Source organism: Phreatobacter sp. (assembly GCF_027532945.1).
In the GTDB taxonomy this organism is placed as follows: Bacteria; Pseudomonadota; Alphaproteobacteria; order Rhizobiales; family Phreatobacteraceae; genus Phreatobacter.
This window is the reverse complement of the sequence record NZ_JAPZTZ010000012.1, coordinates 108,242-122,622: the sequence shown is the minus strand read 5'-3', so window position 1 is coordinate 122,622 and position 14,381 is coordinate 108,242. Positions and strand designations below refer to the sequence as shown.

At 67.6% G+C, this 14,381-nt stretch carries 11 protein-coding genes and 1 tRNA gene; 7 read left to right on the top strand and 5 right to left on the bottom strand.

Features of this window, described 5'->3' with window-relative positions:
- A complete protein-coding gene (locus O9344_RS09355) occupies positions 1–1,998 on the bottom strand; it encodes a PhoX family phosphatase (protein ID WP_298475647.1) in 1,998 nt (665 codons plus the stop codon).
- A 204-nt stretch (positions 1,999–2,202) separates the two neighbouring features.
- Between O9344_RS09355 and O9344_RS09350 the strand changes: the two genes are divergently transcribed.
- Positions 2,203–2,415, top strand: coding sequence for a hypothetical protein (locus O9344_RS09350; protein WP_298475644.1), 213 nt, complete (start codon positions 2,203–2,205; stop codon positions 2,413–2,415).
- A gap of 157 nt (positions 2,416–2,572) precedes the next feature.
- A complete protein-coding gene (locus tag O9344_RS09345; RefSeq protein WP_298475641.1) occupies positions 2,573–3,088 on the top strand; it encodes a DUF3617 family protein in 516 nt (171 codons plus the stop codon).
- A gap of 69 nt (positions 3,089–3,157) precedes the next feature.
- Here O9344_RS09345 and O9344_RS09340 read toward each other — a convergent pair whose 3' ends face one another.
- The 3 genes from O9344_RS09340 to O9344_RS09330 all read right to left on the bottom strand — a co-directional run bounded on the left by O9344_RS09340 (position 3,158) and on the right by O9344_RS09330 (position 7,008).
- Positions 3,158–4,861, bottom strand: coding sequence for a methyl-accepting chemotaxis protein (locus tag O9344_RS09340; protein ID WP_298475638.1), 1,704 nt, complete (start codon positions 4,859–4,861; stop codon positions 3,158–3,160).
- Between the two features lie 338 nt (positions 4,862–5,199).
- Entirely contained in the window at positions 5,200–6,609 is a 1,410-nt protein-coding gene (gene glnA / locus O9344_RS09335; RefSeq protein ID WP_298475635.1) for a type I glutamate--ammonia ligase, read from the bottom strand.
- Positions 6,610–6,669: 60 nt separating this feature from the next.
- A complete protein-coding gene (locus tag O9344_RS09330; protein WP_106748590.1) occupies positions 6,670–7,008 on the bottom strand; it encodes a P-II family nitrogen regulator in 339 nt (112 codons plus the stop codon).
- A 334-nt stretch (positions 7,009–7,342) separates the two neighbouring features.
- On the opposite strand from O9344_RS09330, the gene O9344_RS09325 reads away from it, so the two are divergent.
- Complete coding sequence (locus O9344_RS09325) at positions 7,343–8,857, top strand: NAD(P)H-hydrate dehydratase (protein ID WP_298475632.1); 1,515 nt, start codon at positions 7,343–7,345, stop codon at positions 8,855–8,857.
- Between the two features lie 10 nt (positions 8,858–8,867).
- Here O9344_RS09325 and O9344_RS09320 read toward each other — a convergent pair whose 3' ends face one another.
- The gene (locus O9344_RS09320) at positions 8,868–10,178 is read right to left on the bottom strand and encodes a multicopper oxidase family protein (protein WP_298475629.1); all 1,311 of its coding nucleotides are present in this window, start codon (positions 10,176–10,178) and stop codon (positions 8,868–8,870) included.
- Positions 10,179–10,456: 278 nt separating this feature from the next.
- Here O9344_RS09320 and O9344_RS09315 point away from each other — a divergent pair.
- The 4 genes from O9344_RS09315 to clpX all read left to right on the top strand — a co-directional run bounded on the left by O9344_RS09315 (position 10,457) and on the right by clpX (position 14,339).
- Positions 10,457–10,541: transfer RNA gene (locus O9344_RS09315), tRNA-Leu, on the top strand.
- Positions 10,542–10,586: 45 nt separating this feature from the next.
- On the top strand, positions 10,587–11,945 hold the full coding sequence (tig, locus tag O9344_RS09310) for a trigger factor (RefSeq protein WP_298475626.1): 1,359 nt from the start codon (positions 10,587–10,589) through the stop codon (positions 11,943–11,945).
- A 178-nt stretch (positions 11,946–12,123) separates the two neighbouring features.
- On the top strand, positions 12,124–12,756 hold the full coding sequence (clpP, locus tag O9344_RS09305; RefSeq protein WP_298475623.1) for an ATP-dependent Clp endopeptidase proteolytic subunit ClpP: 633 nt from the start codon (positions 12,124–12,126) through the stop codon (positions 12,754–12,756).
- Positions 12,757–13,082: 326 nt separating this feature from the next.
- On the top strand, positions 13,083–14,339 hold the full coding sequence (gene clpX, locus O9344_RS09300) for an ATP-dependent Clp protease ATP-binding subunit ClpX (RefSeq protein WP_108177352.1): 1,257 nt from the start codon (positions 13,083–13,085) through the stop codon (positions 14,337–14,339).
- Positions 14,340–14,381: the final 42 nt, after the last annotated feature.

The window sequence follows — 14,381 nt, the reverse complement described above, 5'->3', positions numbered from 1 at the left end:
TCAGCTGCCGATCTTGCCGCCGCCCTTGCGGGTGATGGCGACGATCGAGGGACGCGGCGGCATGTCGGGCGAGAAATCCGGCCAGCGGGTCGCCGGGTTCTCGTAGGTCGCCGGCGCGGCATTGGGATCTTCCGGGTCGGTCTCGCCGGGGTGCTGAAGCGCGACGAAGAAGGTCTCGCCATCGGGGGTGAATTCGGGCCCGCAGAGCTCGGCGCCGAAGGGGCACTTGAAGAAGAGCTTCGAGGTGCCGCGGTTGTCGCCCTCGGTCTCCATGGCCCAGACGCCGTCATTGCGGCCGGTTCGGCTCGGGAAATTGCCGTCGGTTGCGATCCACAGCCGCCCGTCGGCGTCGATGGCGCAATTGTCGGGCATGCCAAACCAGCCGTCCTTCGTCGTGCGGCTGTTGAAGGTCGCGCCAACCGCCGCGATGGAAGGATCGCCGCAGCGGACCAGGATGTCCCAGGTGAAGCGCGGGGCGGCGTGGTCGCGGCCGTCAGGCAGCATCTCGACGATGTGGCCGAAGCGGTTGTCGGCGCGCGGATTGGCCGGGTTCACCTCGTCCGCCTTGCGGCGGTTGTTGTTGGTGAGCATGACATAGACCTTGTCGGTCCGCGGATTGGCCTCGACATCCTCCGGGCGGTCCATGCGGGTGGCACCGAGCAGGTCGGCGGCGCGGCGCGCTTCGATCACCACGTCGGCCTGGGACTGGAAGCCGTTGGCGGGGGTCAGCGGACCCTCGCCGAAGACCAGCGGCAGCCAGTCGCCGGTGCCGTCGGCATTGTAGCGGGCGACCGACAGCGTGCCAGAGTCGAGCAGGGTCATGTCCCGGGCGCGATCGCCGGAGACGCGGCCCTCGGTGACGAAGCGATAGACGTAGTCGTAGCGCTCGTCGTCGCCGGAATAGAGGACGTAGCGCCCGTCGCGGGCGGTGATGCCGGCGGCGCCCTCATGTTTGAAGCGGCCGAGCGCGGTGCGCTTCTTCGGGGTGGAGGTCGGATCGAACGGATCGATCTCGACCACCCAGCCGAAGCGGTTCGGCTCGTTCGGTTCCTTCGACAGGTCGAAGCGGGGCTCGTAGTCGCCCCAGTTCATCCAGCGGCCGGGAATGCCCATGCGGCGATAGTTGGCGGCCTCGGCATGGCCCTCGCCAAGGCGGCCGGAGAAATAGCCGTTGATGTTCTCCTCGCAGGACAGCCAGGTGCCCCAGGGCGTGCGGCCGCCGGCGCAGTTGTTGAGCATGCCGAGGACGCGGCGTCCGGTCGGGTCGGCGCTGGTCTGCAGGCGCGGATGTCCCGCGGCGGGGCCGGTGATCTCCATCGGCGTCTCGGCGGTGATGCGGCGGGCATAGCGGGAGCCGGAGACGACCTGCCAGCGCTCGCCATCGCGGCGGACCTCCAGGACCGAGCCGCCATGGGCCATCATCTCGACGGCGGCGAGCTCCTTGGTCATCCCGGCGAAGGCCTTCTCGCGGCCGAGCGGGCCCGCGGCGTCCTGCCGGCCGAGGCCGGGGAACATCAGCTCCTCGTTGGTATATTCGTGATTGACGCAGAGCAGGCCATGGGCGGACGGGTTTGCCGCGCCCGGCAACGGGAAATAGCCGAGATAGTCGTTGTTGTAGCCGAACTGGCGCGCCTGCGAAGTGGCCGTCTGGGCCCTGGGCGAGAAGGCCGGGGCATCGGCAAGGACCGCATCACCCCAGCGGATCAGGACCTCGGCATTGTAGCCCTCGGCCACCTCGGCGCGGTCGGTCGGGGTCGAATCGAGCTCGCGGAAGGCGAAGGCCGCGGCCGCGCCCTGAGCCGAAGCGGTGCCGGAGGCGAGGGCAGCAGGGCCGAGCGTCGCCGAGATGGCACCCACTCCGAGCAGGCCCTTCATCAGGTCGCGCCGGCCGAAGCGGGCGGCAACGATGTCGCCGAGGGTCGGGCCATCCGCCGGGCTGGTGCCGCGGTCCTCGGCGTCTTCGGCGCGCTGGGAAGCGTTGCGGATGTCCTGGCTCATGGCTGTCTCCTTCGGATTGGGCGAGTTGAAGCGCGCCCATGTGACCGCCCGGTGACGCAACCCTACGTCACCTGCGACCCAAAAGTCACAGCTGCGTGCAATGCGCTGCATGCAGGAGCGGCGACCCGTCCGGCGCAAAGGCCTCGTTTACATCTGACGGTCCATGGTCGTGCGGAGTAGGGTGGGGCGTTCCGGAGTTGCGTCATGGACCGCGTATTGGGACTGGTCACCGTCGAACAGGATTTGGCGAAGCTGATGCGTGCTGCGGAGCGCGCCGGCCTTGCCCTCGGCTGCATCGATCCGGAAGAGACGAGCCTCGTCCTGCCAGGTGACGAGACGGATCCGGCCTGGACGCTCGGGCGCATCGGCGCCTGGGCCATCACCATGGCGCTGGCCGGGGCTTTCCTCATCCTCTGAGCTCAGGCGCTCATCGCCAGGGGCCGTGCTCGCCGTCGCTCGTCGTTCTCCCGCGCGATCAAGGCTTGCGGCTGCGAAGAATCCGCGACATGGCGCTGAAACATCATCACGGCGCTATGGGGTGCGCGGTCCATCGCGACATCCCCGGGAGACCCCCATGCGCCGGCTTTTTATTCTTCTGCTCGCTCTCTCGCCCACATCTCACGCCTTCGCCCAGGCCACCGGCGATACCCTGCCGGCCCGACGCCCCGGGCAGTGGGAGATCCGCATGCAGCTCGAGGGGCGACAGGGTGGTCCGGAGATGCTCGCCAGGGTCTGCACTGACGCAGAGACTGAAAAGCTGCTGATGGCCCAGGCGATGGGCGGCATGGGAGCGTCGTGCCGACGCAACGACATTCGCCGCGTCGGCGACACCTATCGGATCGAGACCGACTGCGACATAGGCGGCATGCGCACCCAGTCGGTCGCGGTGGCGTCGGGGGATTTTCAGGCCGGCTATACGATGCGGATCGAAGGGTCGGTGACGATGGCCGGTGCCCCGCCGCAGAAGACGCTGATGGTGCAGCAGGCGCGGTGGCTCGGCGCCGCCTGCATCGGCGGCATGGTCCCGGGCGATATGGAAGTGTCAGGCCAGCGGTTCAACGTCCGCAATCTGCCGCGGCTGTCGAACTGACCAGGGGCCTCAGACGGAAAGGGGCGCCGCATGGCGCCCCTCTGTCATTCACGGGCTGAGAACGCCCGATCAGGCCGCCCGGACGGTCGCGAGGAACTGCCGGACCTCGGATGACAGGCGCTCGGCCTGGCGCGCGAGGTCGGAGGAGGCGGAGAGCACCTGGCTCGCGCCGTGACCAGTTTCGGCAGCGGCCTGGGCCACCGAGGTGATGGCCGAAGAGACCTCGGTGGTGCCGGTGGAGGCCTGGCTCACCGAGGCGACGATCTCTCGCGTTGCCGAGCCCTGCTGGTCCACCGCCGAGGCAATGGAGGTGGTGGCCCGGTCGATGGCGCGGATGCTGCTGGTGATGCCGGCAATGGCCGTGACTGCCTTGTTGGTCGTTTCCTGGATGGCGACGATCTGGGCGCCGATCTCGCTGGTGGCCTTGGCGGTCTGCGAGGCGAGGCCCTTGACCTCCGAGGCGACGACCGCGAAGCCCTTGCCCGCCTCGCCCGCCCTGGCCGCCTCGATGGTGGCATTGAGGGCGAGGAGGTTGGTCTGGCTGGCGATGGTCGAGATCATCTCAACGATGGCGCCGATGCGGGCGGCTCCCTCCGTCAGCTCTGCGACGATGGAGCCGGTGGCATCGGCCTCACCAACTGCGCTGTGGGCGAGGGTGGCGGATTGCTCGACCTGCCGGCCGATCTCCTGGACGGAGGCGCCGAGCTCCTCGGCCGAACCGGCGACGGCGGTGACATTGGCGCCGGCCTCTTCCGCCGCGCTCGCCACCGAGGTTGACTGGGCCGAGGCCTCCTGTGCCGAGGCCGAGAGCTGGGTCGCGGTCGCCTGCATTTCGGTCGCGGCGGCGGAGACCATGTCGACGATGCCGCCAACGGCCTGTTCGAAGCGATCGGCGAGCTCGTTCATCATCGCCTTCTGCTTCTCGGCCTCGGCCGCCTTGGCGGCCTCCTGCTCGGCGCGCATCCGCTCGGTCTCCATGCCATTGATCCGGAAGGTCTCGGCGGCCTTGGCAATGTCGCCGACCTCGTCCTTCCGCTCAGCGCCATAGGCGGCGACCTGGAAATTGCCCTTCGCCAGCTCTCCGAGAACGGCATTGATGCGGCCGATGGGACGGGAGATGCCGACCTGCCCGATCAGCAGCGCCAGCGCGATGCCGGCGACGATGGCCGCGGCAATGATGATCGCGAGAAGCGTGGTCCGGGCATCGGCGGTGGTCCGGACCTGTCCCACCATTGCCTGGGAATGGGCGACGATCAGGTTGGTCGTCTCGACAAGCAGGGCTCGAGCCGTGTGGGAACTTTCCTTGCTGGCGAGCGCCATGGCCGCCAGCCGCTCACGCTGCTCCTGGGTGGGCGCACCGCGCACCTGGCGGGCGAGGGCCAGCGTCTCGTCGCTGCGCGCCTTGGCGGCGGCGAAGGCCTCCTCGGCCTTGCGCACGGCATCCTGCACGGCCGGCAACGCGAGCCCGCGAATGATGGCGAAGCGCTCACGCGCCTGATCGGCCTCGCGTGCGATCTCGGCGGCGACATCCCGGATGAAGTCCGGGGACGGGTTGGCGGCGACCGCGAATTCGGCGCGGTTGATGGCGAGCAGGTTCTGGTTGATGCGCGGCGAGGCGACGACGACGCGGACGACCTCGGCAGCGGCTGCGCTGTCGGACGACAGCTGACGGAGAGACGTCACGCCGATCGCGCCGACGCCGACGAGGGCCAGGTTGAGCGCGACCGCGATGGTCAGGATCTTGGTGGTGATGCGGAAGGAACCCAGGGACATCGGACCTCTCAGGCGCGAAACTTGGTGAATTCTCCTTATGAATGCCCGGTCAGAAGGGGTCGGACAGCCCTAACAAACGGATAACGGTTGTGGAGTCCGCGATCTCGCGCGGTGCGACATATTCGCACGATGGTGGTGTGGATTGATGATCGCGACCTTGGTGGCGCGGTCGCAGCAGCGCGCCGCCGCATGACGGCCGACGCAAAAGAAAAACGGGCGCCCGAGGGCGCCCGTTGGGAAGGTGACCGCGCCTGAGCGCGGCGGGAGGAAGATCGTGATCGGTCTTGCCGGCGCTTTGGGAGCCGGGGAGGGGCGGGCGCGAGGCCCGCCCGACCGGATCAGACCGAGTAGTACATGTCGTACTCGACCGGGTGCGGGGTCATCTCGAAACGCATGACCTCGGTCATCTTCAGCTCGATGTAGCTGTCGATGAAGTCGTCGTTGAAGACGCCACCGGCCTTGAGGAAGGCGCGATCCTTGTCGAGGTTGGCGAGCGCCTCGCGGAGCGAACCACAGACGGTCGGGATCTTCTTGAGCTCCTTGGCCGGGAGGTCATAGAGATCCTTGTCCATGGCCGAGCCCGGATCGATCTTGTTGGTGATGCCGTCGATGCCGGCCATCAGCATGGCGGCGAAGGCCAGGTAGGGGTTGGCGGTCGGGTCGGGGAAGCGAACCTCGACGCGCTTGGCCTTCGGGTTGGCCGTCCACGGAATACGGCAGGAAGCCGAGCGGTTGCGGGCGGAGTAGGCCAGCAGGACCGGCGCCTCATAGCCCGGGACCAGACGCTTGTAGGAGTTGGTCGACGGGTTGGTGAAGGCGTTCAGGGCCTTGGCGTGCTTGATGATGCCGCCGATGTACCAGAGGCACTCCTGGCTGAGGTCGGCATACTTGTTGCCGGCGAACAGCGGCTTGCCGCCCTTCCAGATCGACTGGTGCACGTGCATGCCCGAGCCGTTGTCGCCGAAGACCGGCTTCGGCATGAAGGTGGCGGTCTTGCCGTAGATGTTGGCGACCTGATGGATGCAGTACTTGTAGATCTGCATCTGGTCGGCCATGTGCGTCAGCGTGTCGAACTTCATGCCGAGCTCGTGCTGGGCGGAAGCGACCTCATGGTGATGCTTCTCGACCTTCACGCCCATCTTGGCCATGGAGGCGAGCATCTCGCCGCGCATGTCCTGCAGGCTGTCGATCGGGGGCACGGGGAAGTAGCCGCCCTTGACGCGGACGCGGTGGCCGAGGTTGCCGCCCTCGTAGTCGGTGTAGGAGTTGGTCGGCAGCTCCGACGAGTCGACCTTGAAGCCGGTGTGATAGGGCTCGGCGGCAAACTTCACGTCGTCGAACACGAAGAACTCGGCCTCGGGGCCGACGAAGATGGTGTCACCGATCTTGGTCGACTTCAGATAGGCCTCGGCCTTCTTGGCGATGCCGCGCGGGTCGCGGTTGTAGGGCTCGCCGGTCGACGGCTCGAGGATGTCGCAGACGATCGACATCGTGGTCTCGGCGAAGAACGGGTCGATCTGCGCGGTCGAGGGGTCGAGCATGAGGAGCATGTCCGACTCGTTGATCGCCTTCCAGCCGGCGATCGAGGAGCCGTCGAACATCGTGCCCTCGGCGAAGATCTCCTCGTCGATCATGGTGATGTCGAAGGTGACGTGCTGCCACTTGCCACGCGGGTCGGTGAAGCGGAGATCGACGTACTTCACGTCGTTCTCCTTGATCATTTTCAGGACATCCTTGGCAGTCGTCATTGTGCTTCCTCTTGGTTTGCACGTTGGCATGCGGCGGGTGCCACCCGCCGAATTTCGAAATCAGATGGCGTCGAGGCCGGACTCACCCGTGCGGATGCGGATGGCTTCCTCGATGGTCGAAACGAAGATCTTGCCGTCGCCGATGCGGCCGGTCTGGGCTGCACGGCGGATGGCGTCGATCGCCTTCTCCACCATGTCGTCCGGCATGACGATCTCGATCTTCACCTTGGGAAGGAAGTCGACGACATATTCGGCGCCGCGGTAGAGTTCGGTGTGACCCTTCTGGCGGCCGAACCCCTTCGCCTCGGTGACGGTGATGCCCTGAAGACCCACTTCCTGCAGCGCTTCCTTCACTTCGTCGAGCTTGAATGGCTTGATGATCGCTTCGATCTTCTTCATTCCGATCCTGCTCCTGTGGTCCGTTGGCCGGCTCGTGGTTCCCGCCCCGGACCGTTTCGCGGGCTAGCAGGAGACGTGCCAGAGTGCCGGAGCCGTGATTTCCGCGCGAAATCAACGCGAAGCGATGCGGCCATCGCGCGTGGGCCGGGTGGCTGTTCCGTTATGTGCCGAAGTTATGAGCAATGTGCCTATTTGAAAGGCAATCACGGCGAGGGAGGTCTGCGCCGGGTGGAACTCGCTAACAGATGTCTGCCGAAAAGATGTGCAGGCTGCCCGAGTCCGAAGGCGCGATGCCGCGGTTGACCACCGCCACCGGCCTGTCGACAGTGGTCTCATGCGCCATCACGCCGCCCTGCTGACCCCCGCCGCCATGGCCGAGGCTGACCGCCTCACCATCGCTGCCGGCACGGCCAGCCGCGTGCTGATGCAACGCGCGGGTATTGCCATCGCCGATGCGGTGGCCCGCGGCACGCCGCTCGGGGCTGGCGTGGTGGTGCTTTGCGGGCCGGGAAACAATGGCGGCGACGGTTATGTCGCCGCGCGCGTCCTTCGTGATCGCGGCTTCCGGGTGACCGTCGCTGCGGACAGCCCGCCGGACCCGCGCGCGCCCGATGCGGTGGATGCCGCCGAGACCTGGGGGCGGGCGCCGGTGCCGCTGGCACGGTGGGACCATGGCCGGGTCGCCGTGGTCGTGGACGCGCTTTATGGCGCCGGCCTGTCGCGTCCCATCGACCGGTTGACCGCCGAGGTCATCGCAGCCGTCAACGCCCATCCCTGCCGGGTGATCGCGGCCGATATCCCCTCGGGCGTGGACGGGGCGAGCGGGGCGGTGCGGGGCGCCGCGATCCGGGCCGACGAGACAGTGACCTTCTTCCGTCGCAAGCCCGGCCACCTGCTGCTGCCGGGGCGCGAGCTCTGCGGCACGCTGCGGGTCGCCGATATCGGCATCGCCGATGCGGTGCTGGAGACGATCCGTCCGACCGATTTCGCCAACGAGCCGGGGCTGTGGGGTGACGCTTTTCCCATCCCGCGCCTCGATGGCCACAAGTACCATCGCGGCCATGCCGTGGTTGTCTCCGGCGGCATCATGCGCACCGGCGCTGCCCGGCTTGCCGCCCGCGGCGCGCTGAGGGCCGGGGCGGGCCTTGTGACGCTGGCCTCTCCGCCGGAGGCGCTCGTCGTCAACGCCTCCCATCTCACCGCCATCATGCTGGACCGGATGGAGGGCGCGGCGGGCCTTGCCGCCATCCTTGCCGACCGGCGACGCAATGCCGTCTGCCTCGGGCCGGCGCTCGGCACGGGTGAGGCAACGCGCGCCCTCGTCGCCGAGGCGCTGGCAAGCGGGGCCGCCACCGTGATCGACGCGGACGGGCTGACCGCCTTCGCCGAGGCTTCGGGTCAGCTCTTCGCCGGCATCCGGGCCTGGCCTGGGCGGCCGGTGGTCCTCACCCCCCATGCCGGGGAATTTGCCCGGCTGTTCGGGGCCCATGACGAAGGGGCGAAGCTGGCGTCGGCCCGGTCGGCGGCGCAGCGATCCGGCGCCATCGTCGTCCTGAAAGGGCCCGACACCATTGTCGCGACGCCGGATGGCCTCGCCTCGATTGCCGCCAATGCGCCGCCCTGGCTCGCCACGGCCGGGTCTGGCGATGTGCTCGCCGGCATGGTGACCGGGCTGCTCGCCCAGGGCATGGCGGCCTTCGAGGCGGCGAGCGCTGCGGTCTGGCTCCATGGCGAGGCGGCCCGGCACGCGGGCATCGGGCTCATTGCCGAGGATCTGCCGGAGGCGTTGCCGGGGGTGCTGGCGCAGCTCATGGCGGACCTTTCGGCGCCGCCGGACAACGAGGAATGACCCGGTCGGCTCAGGTCACATCATAAGCGATGGCGACCGGTCCGCCTTCCGCGTTGATCGGCTGGCTGGTGACGAGGAACCGTCCCGTCTGTTCCGCGACGAAGGCAATGCGGACGGTCATGCCGGGTGCGACCAGGACCGTGTCGAGAAAATAGGGTTTCCAGCCATCGTCGAGCCCGTCGAGGAGACGCGCCGCCTGGCCCTGCAGGTGGAGCGCGTGCAGCACCGGCGCATCGTTGCGGATGGTCGCGACGACAACGCTGCCGGGCCGGGCGCGGAAGGCCGGCGTCCCGGGCACGGTGCGGTCCTCCCTGCCGGCGAGGGTCGGGGCTTCGGCGGTGCCGCCGATCGGCCAGTCCCAGCGCAGGGCCCGGCGAAAGTCCATGGCCTGCGGCACGGCATTCGGCGGTAGCGGCCGTGGCGGCGGCAGCGGCGCGTCGCGGAGCTGGGGGCCGGCGACGGGAATGTCGGCCGAGAGGGTCTGGCCGCCGAACCGGGCGATCTGTATCGGCAGGATGGCCCCGGACGCCGTCACGTCCCAGATCAGGTCGGCGCGCTGCCCTGGGGCCAGGACGATCCGGCCGCCCTCCAGCGGGAAGGGCTCGCAAGGCTGGCTGTCGAGGGCGATGAGGGTCAGCGTCTGGTCGGGCAGGGCAAGCCGCAGCACGCGGGATGCCGTGGCATTGGCGAGGCGCAGCCAGAGCCTCTCGCCGGGCCGCACCGTCAGGTCGGGGCCGCCGCGGCCATTGACCAGCATGAGGCCGCCGGGGGCTTCGGCGAGGACGAGCGGCACTTCGCGATCATGGAGGGGCGGGGTCGCCTCGTCGACAAGGAGGAGACCTGCGAGACCCTGGCGAAGCTGCGCCTCGCCGGAGAGGAGAGACGGGCGGTAGAGCAGCGTGCCCGCTTCCGGCAGGGCGAGGCGCTGTGCTCGCTCGGCACCTGGCGCGAGGTGCGTTCCGTCCGCAGGGCGGCGCAGGCCGCAGACGTGCAGACCCGTCGGTTCGGCAAGATCGTTGCGGAGCAGGATGTCGGCCATCTCGCCGCGCCGCGCCCGCAGAACCGGGCCGGGCAGGGCGCCGCCATAGCCCAGGATCGGCGTCGTCGGCTGGTCTGGTGCAAGGCTGACCGTGCCCGCTGCGGCGGTGAGCCGCAGCACGGCAGGCGTCGCCGGGGCCGGGTTCGCCAAGGCCAGGCCCCACGGACCCCATGCGCCGCCAAGCCCCACCGAACCAAGCCCCACCGAACCAAGCCCCGCCGTTCCGAGCCCGGCGATGCCGAGCGCGCCGAAATGGCGGCGGGAGAGGCGGGCGGCGGACATTGTCGCTCCTTGGACGGGACGGGTGCGGTGGCGCAGCGGCGGCATCGCACGGTGCGCTCGGCCTGCCAAGCCGAACCTGCCGAACTGGCACGCTCGGTCGACGACCATGCTGGGCTAAGCCTCACCGCGCGGCGTTTCAGCCCCATGCCGTCCCGCTTGCCGGTCGCGACCCCACCGTCATTTTCTTGATGCAATCGCCGGAAGCCGGTGCTATGCAGCCGCGCCCGGCGGGTGCCCAGCATCCGGCGGGACGAGGAACATTTTTCGAGCGGCCCTCGGCGGGCGTGGTGGAATTGGTAGACACGCGGGATTTAGGTTCCCGTGGCGAAAGTCGTGGGGGTTCAAGTCCCTCCGCCCGCACCATCTCTTGCCGGCCGCGCCGATCACGAACACGAAAGAAACGACGCCATGCAGGTGACCGCCACCCTGTCCGAAGGTCTCAAGCGCGAATTTCGCGTCGTGGTTCCGGTTGCCGATCTCGCCGCCCGGGCCGAGGCCCGCCTCGACGACCTGAAGGGTCGCGTCAGCATCAACGGCTTCCGCCCCGGCAAGGTGCCGACTGCCCATCTCAAGAAGCTCTATGGCCGCGCCGTGCTGGCCGAGACCATCGAGGCTGTCGTCGGCGAGGCCAACCAGAAGATCATCAATGACAACAGCTTCAAGCTGGCCCAGGAGCCGGCGGTGAAGCTGCCCGAGGCCCAGGAGGAGGCGCAGGCCGTCTTCGAGGGCAAGGCCGACCTCGACTACACCGTCGCCTTCGAGGTGCTGCCGACCATCCAGCTCGCCGATTTCAAGGGCATCAAGGTCGAGAAGCCGGTTGTCGAGCCGGCCGAGTCCGACATCCAGGACATGCTGGAGACGATGGCCAAGCAGAACCGTCCCTACGAGCCGAAGGCCGAGGGCGCGGCTGCCGAGAACGGCGACCGCCTGAGCATCGGCTTTGTCGGCACGATCGACGGCGAGAAGTTCGAGGGCGGCTCGGCCGACGAGATCCCGCTGGAGCTCGGCTCCAACTCCTTCATCCCCGGCTTCGAGGACCAGCTGGTCGGCGTCAAGGCCGGCGAGGAGAAGCTGGTCAAGGTGAAGTTCCCGTCGAACTACATGGCCGCCAATCTCGCGGGCAAGGATGCCGAGTTCGCCGTCACGGTGAAGACCATCGAGAAGCCCGGCGAGCGGGCGATCGACGAGGAGTTCGCCAAGATGGTGGGCTTCGAGGACCTCGCCAAGCTGAAGGCCGCCGTCTCCGACCGCCTGAAGAGCGAGTACACCGCCGCCTCGCGTCGCAAGCTGAAGCGCTCGCTGCTCGATGCGCTGGACGAGCGTCATTCCTTCGACCTGCCGCAGACGCTGGTCGATCAGGAGTTCGACAGCGTGTGGCGCCAGGTGACGCAGGACCTGGAGTCCCGCGGCAAGACCTTCTCTGACGAGGAGACGACCGAGGAGAAGGCGAAGGCCGAGTATCGCGCCATTGCCGAGCGCCGCGTCCGCCTCGGACTGGTCCTTGCGGAAATTGGTGAGAAGGCCCAGATCAAGGTCAGCGACGAGGAGGTCTCGCGCGCCGTGGTCGAGCGGGCGCGCCAGTTCCCCGGTCAGGAGCAGCAGGTCTGGGACTATTACCGCAAGACCCCCCAGGCGCTCGCCTCGCTCCGTGCTCCGATCTTCGAGGAGAAGGTCGTGGACTATATTCTCGAACTCGCCGACGTCACCGAGAAGACCGTCTCCAAGGATGAGCTCTTCAAGGACAACGACGACGAGGATGCCGCCTGAAGGGCTGCGACGGACACGTTCCTGTGAGGGAAGGGCCGCCGCTGGCGGCCCTTCTCGTTTCCGCCATCTTCCTCACGAGGGTCGCGGTTTCACGGCGAATGCGCATTGCCGTTAGGATGTCGTCAAAGAGATTCGGGGAATGCTGCGCCCCGCTCGCGACCCCAAAGGACCAGAGACGATGAGAGACCCGCACGACACGCTGATGAACTATCTGGTCCCCATGGTGGTCGAACAGACCAACCGGGGCGAGCGTTCCTACGACATCTACTCGCGCCTCCTGAAGGAGCGCATCATCTTCCTGTCGGGTCCCGTCGAGGACGGTATGGCGACGTTGATCGTCGCCCAGCTCCTGTTCCTGGAGTCGGAGAACCCGAAGAAGGAGATCAACATGTACATCAACTCGCCGGGCGGCGTCGTCACGGCGGGCATGTCGATCTACGACACGATGCAGTTCATCAAGCCGCCGGTCACCACGCTGTGCATGGGCCAGGCCGCCTCCATGGGCTCGCTGCTGCTCACCGCCGGCGCCAAGGGCAGCCGCTTCGCCCTGCCGCATTCGCGGATCATGGTGCACCAGCCCTCGGGCGGCTATCGCGGCCAGGTCACCGACATCCTGATCCACGCCGAGGAGGTCAAGGAGCTGAAGCGTCGCCTCAACGAGGTCTACGTGCGGCACACCGGCCGGAATCTCAAGGAGATCGAGGAGGCGCTCGAGCGCGACAACTTCATGTCCGCCGAGAAGGCCAAGGAGTTCGGCCTGATCGACGAGGTCATCGAGAAGCGCTCCGAGGAAGCCGAGGCCAAGGCCTGATCGGCATCCCTGGTGCCGGCCCGCCGGCCCCGGGACGCAACGTGCATCAGGGCGCCGGACCGCCGGCGCCCGAACCGCCCGGTGTCGCATTTGGGACACCATCTTAGGCCCGGGCCTTGCATAGACTGATCCACGGCCACGTGCGGGCCCTAGGTGAAACGCACGTGACGAAATAGCGTTAATCCTTTCTTGATCCCGTGGGTCGCACCATGGTTGGCTAAGAGCCAATCGGCGAGCCGGGGGGCCGAGACATCGAGAGGGTCCGAAAAGGGGCCTCGCGTCAGACGATCCGGGTCGCAAGGTCGGGGTCGCGTTGGAGAGAGATGATGAGCAAGGCCGGCACCGACGCGAAGAACACGCTCTATTGTTCGTTCTGCGGCAAGAGCCAGCACGAGGTCCGCAAGCTGATCGCCGGACCCACCGTGTTCATCTGCGACGAATGCGTCGAGCTGTGCATGGACATCATCCGCGAGGAATCGAAGTCCTCGCTGGTCAAGTCCAAGGACGGCATCCCGACGCCGAAGGAGATCTGCAAGGTCCTGGACGACTATGTGATCGGCCAGTTCCACGCCAAGCGCGTCCTCTCCGTCGCCGTCCATAACCACTACAAGCGGCTCAACCACGCGACGAAGCACAACGACGTCGAGCTGTCGAAGTCGAATATCCTGCTGATCGGCCCGACCGGCTCCGGCAAGACGCTGCTGGCGCAGACCCTCGCCCGCATCCTCGACGTTCCCTTCACCATGGCCGACGCCACGACGCTCACCGAGGCCGGCTATGTCGGCGAGGATGTCGAGAACATCATCCTCAAGCTGCTCCAGGCCTCCGATTACAATGTCGAGCGGGCGCAGCGCGGCATCGTCTATATCGACGAGATCGACAAGATCTCCCGCAAGTCCGACAACCCGTCCATCACCCGCGACGTGTCGGGCGAGGGCGTGCAGCAGGCCCTCTTGAAGATCATGGAGGGCACGGTCGCTTCCGTCCCGCCGCAGGGTGGCCGCAAGCACCCGCAGCAGGAGTTCCTGCAGGTCGATACCTCGAACATCCTGTTCATCTGCGGCGGCGCCTTCGCCGGCCTCGAGAAGATCATCTCGCAGAAGGGGCAGGGGACCTCGATCGGCTTCGGCGCCAAGGTTCGTGCCCCGGAAGAGCGCCGCACCGGCGAGATCTTCCGCGAGGTGGAGCCCGAGGACCTGCTGAAGTACGGCCTCATCCCCGAGTTCGTCGGCCGTCTGCCGGTTCTGGCGACGCTTGAGGACCTCGACGAGACCGCGCTGAAGAAGATCCTCACCGAGCCGAAGAACGCGCTCGTCAAGCAGTACCAGCGCCTGTTCGAGATGGAGAATGTCGACCTGACCTTCCACGAGGACGCGCTCGGCGCCGTCTCGCGCAAGGCCATCGAGCGCAAGACCGGCGCGCGCGGCCTGCGCTCGATCATGGAAGGCATCCTGCTCGACACGATGTACGACCTGCCGGGCCTGGAAGGCGTCGAGGAGGTGGTCATCTCCGAGGAGGTCGTCCAGGGCAAGGCCCGGCCGCTCTACATCTACGCCGAGAAGGAGAAGGCGCAGAGCGCCTGATTCTCCTCTCGTGCGACGCTTTTGGGGGCGGGCTTCGGCCCG

What these genes read in the sequence shown, in the direction of transcription:
- O9344_RS09355 (WP_298475647.1), bottom strand. Translation starts at nt 1,998, where the DNA reads ATGAGCCAGGACATCCGCAACGCTTCCCAGCGCGCCGAAGACGCCGAG.
- O9344_RS09350 (WP_298475644.1), top strand. Translation starts at nt 2,203, where the DNA reads ATGGACCGCGTATTGGGACTGGTCACCGTCGAACAGGATTTGGCGAAG.
- O9344_RS09345 (WP_298475641.1), top strand. Translation starts at nt 2,573, where the DNA reads ATGCGCCGGCTTTTTATTCTTCTGCTCGCTCTCTCGCCCACATCTCAC.
- O9344_RS09340 (WP_298475638.1), bottom strand. Translation starts at nt 4,861, where the DNA reads ATGTCCCTGGGTTCCTTCCGCATCACCACCAAGATCCTGACCATCGCG.
- glnA (WP_298475635.1), bottom strand. Translation starts at nt 6,609, where the DNA reads ATGACGACTGCCAAGGATGTCCTGAAAATGATCAAGGAGAACGACGTG.
- O9344_RS09330 (WP_106748590.1), bottom strand. Translation starts at nt 7,008, where the DNA reads ATGAAGAAGATCGAAGCGATCATCAAGCCATTCAAGCTCGACGAAGTG.
- O9344_RS09325 (WP_298475632.1), top strand. Translation starts at nt 7,343, where the DNA reads ATGCGCCATCACGCCGCCCTGCTGACCCCCGCCGCCATGGCCGAGGCT.
- O9344_RS09320 (WP_298475629.1), bottom strand. Translation starts at nt 10,178, where the DNA reads ATGTCCGCCGCCCGCCTCTCCCGCCGCCATTTCGGCGCGCTCGGCATC.
- tig (WP_298475626.1), top strand. Translation starts at nt 10,587, where the DNA reads ATGCAGGTGACCGCCACCCTGTCCGAAGGTCTCAAGCGCGAATTTCGC.
- clpP (WP_298475623.1), top strand. Translation starts at nt 12,124, where the DNA reads ATGAGAGACCCGCACGACACGCTGATGAACTATCTGGTCCCCATGGTG.
- clpX (WP_108177352.1), top strand. Translation starts at nt 13,083, where the DNA reads ATGAGCAAGGCCGGCACCGACGCGAAGAACACGCTCTATTGTTCGTTC.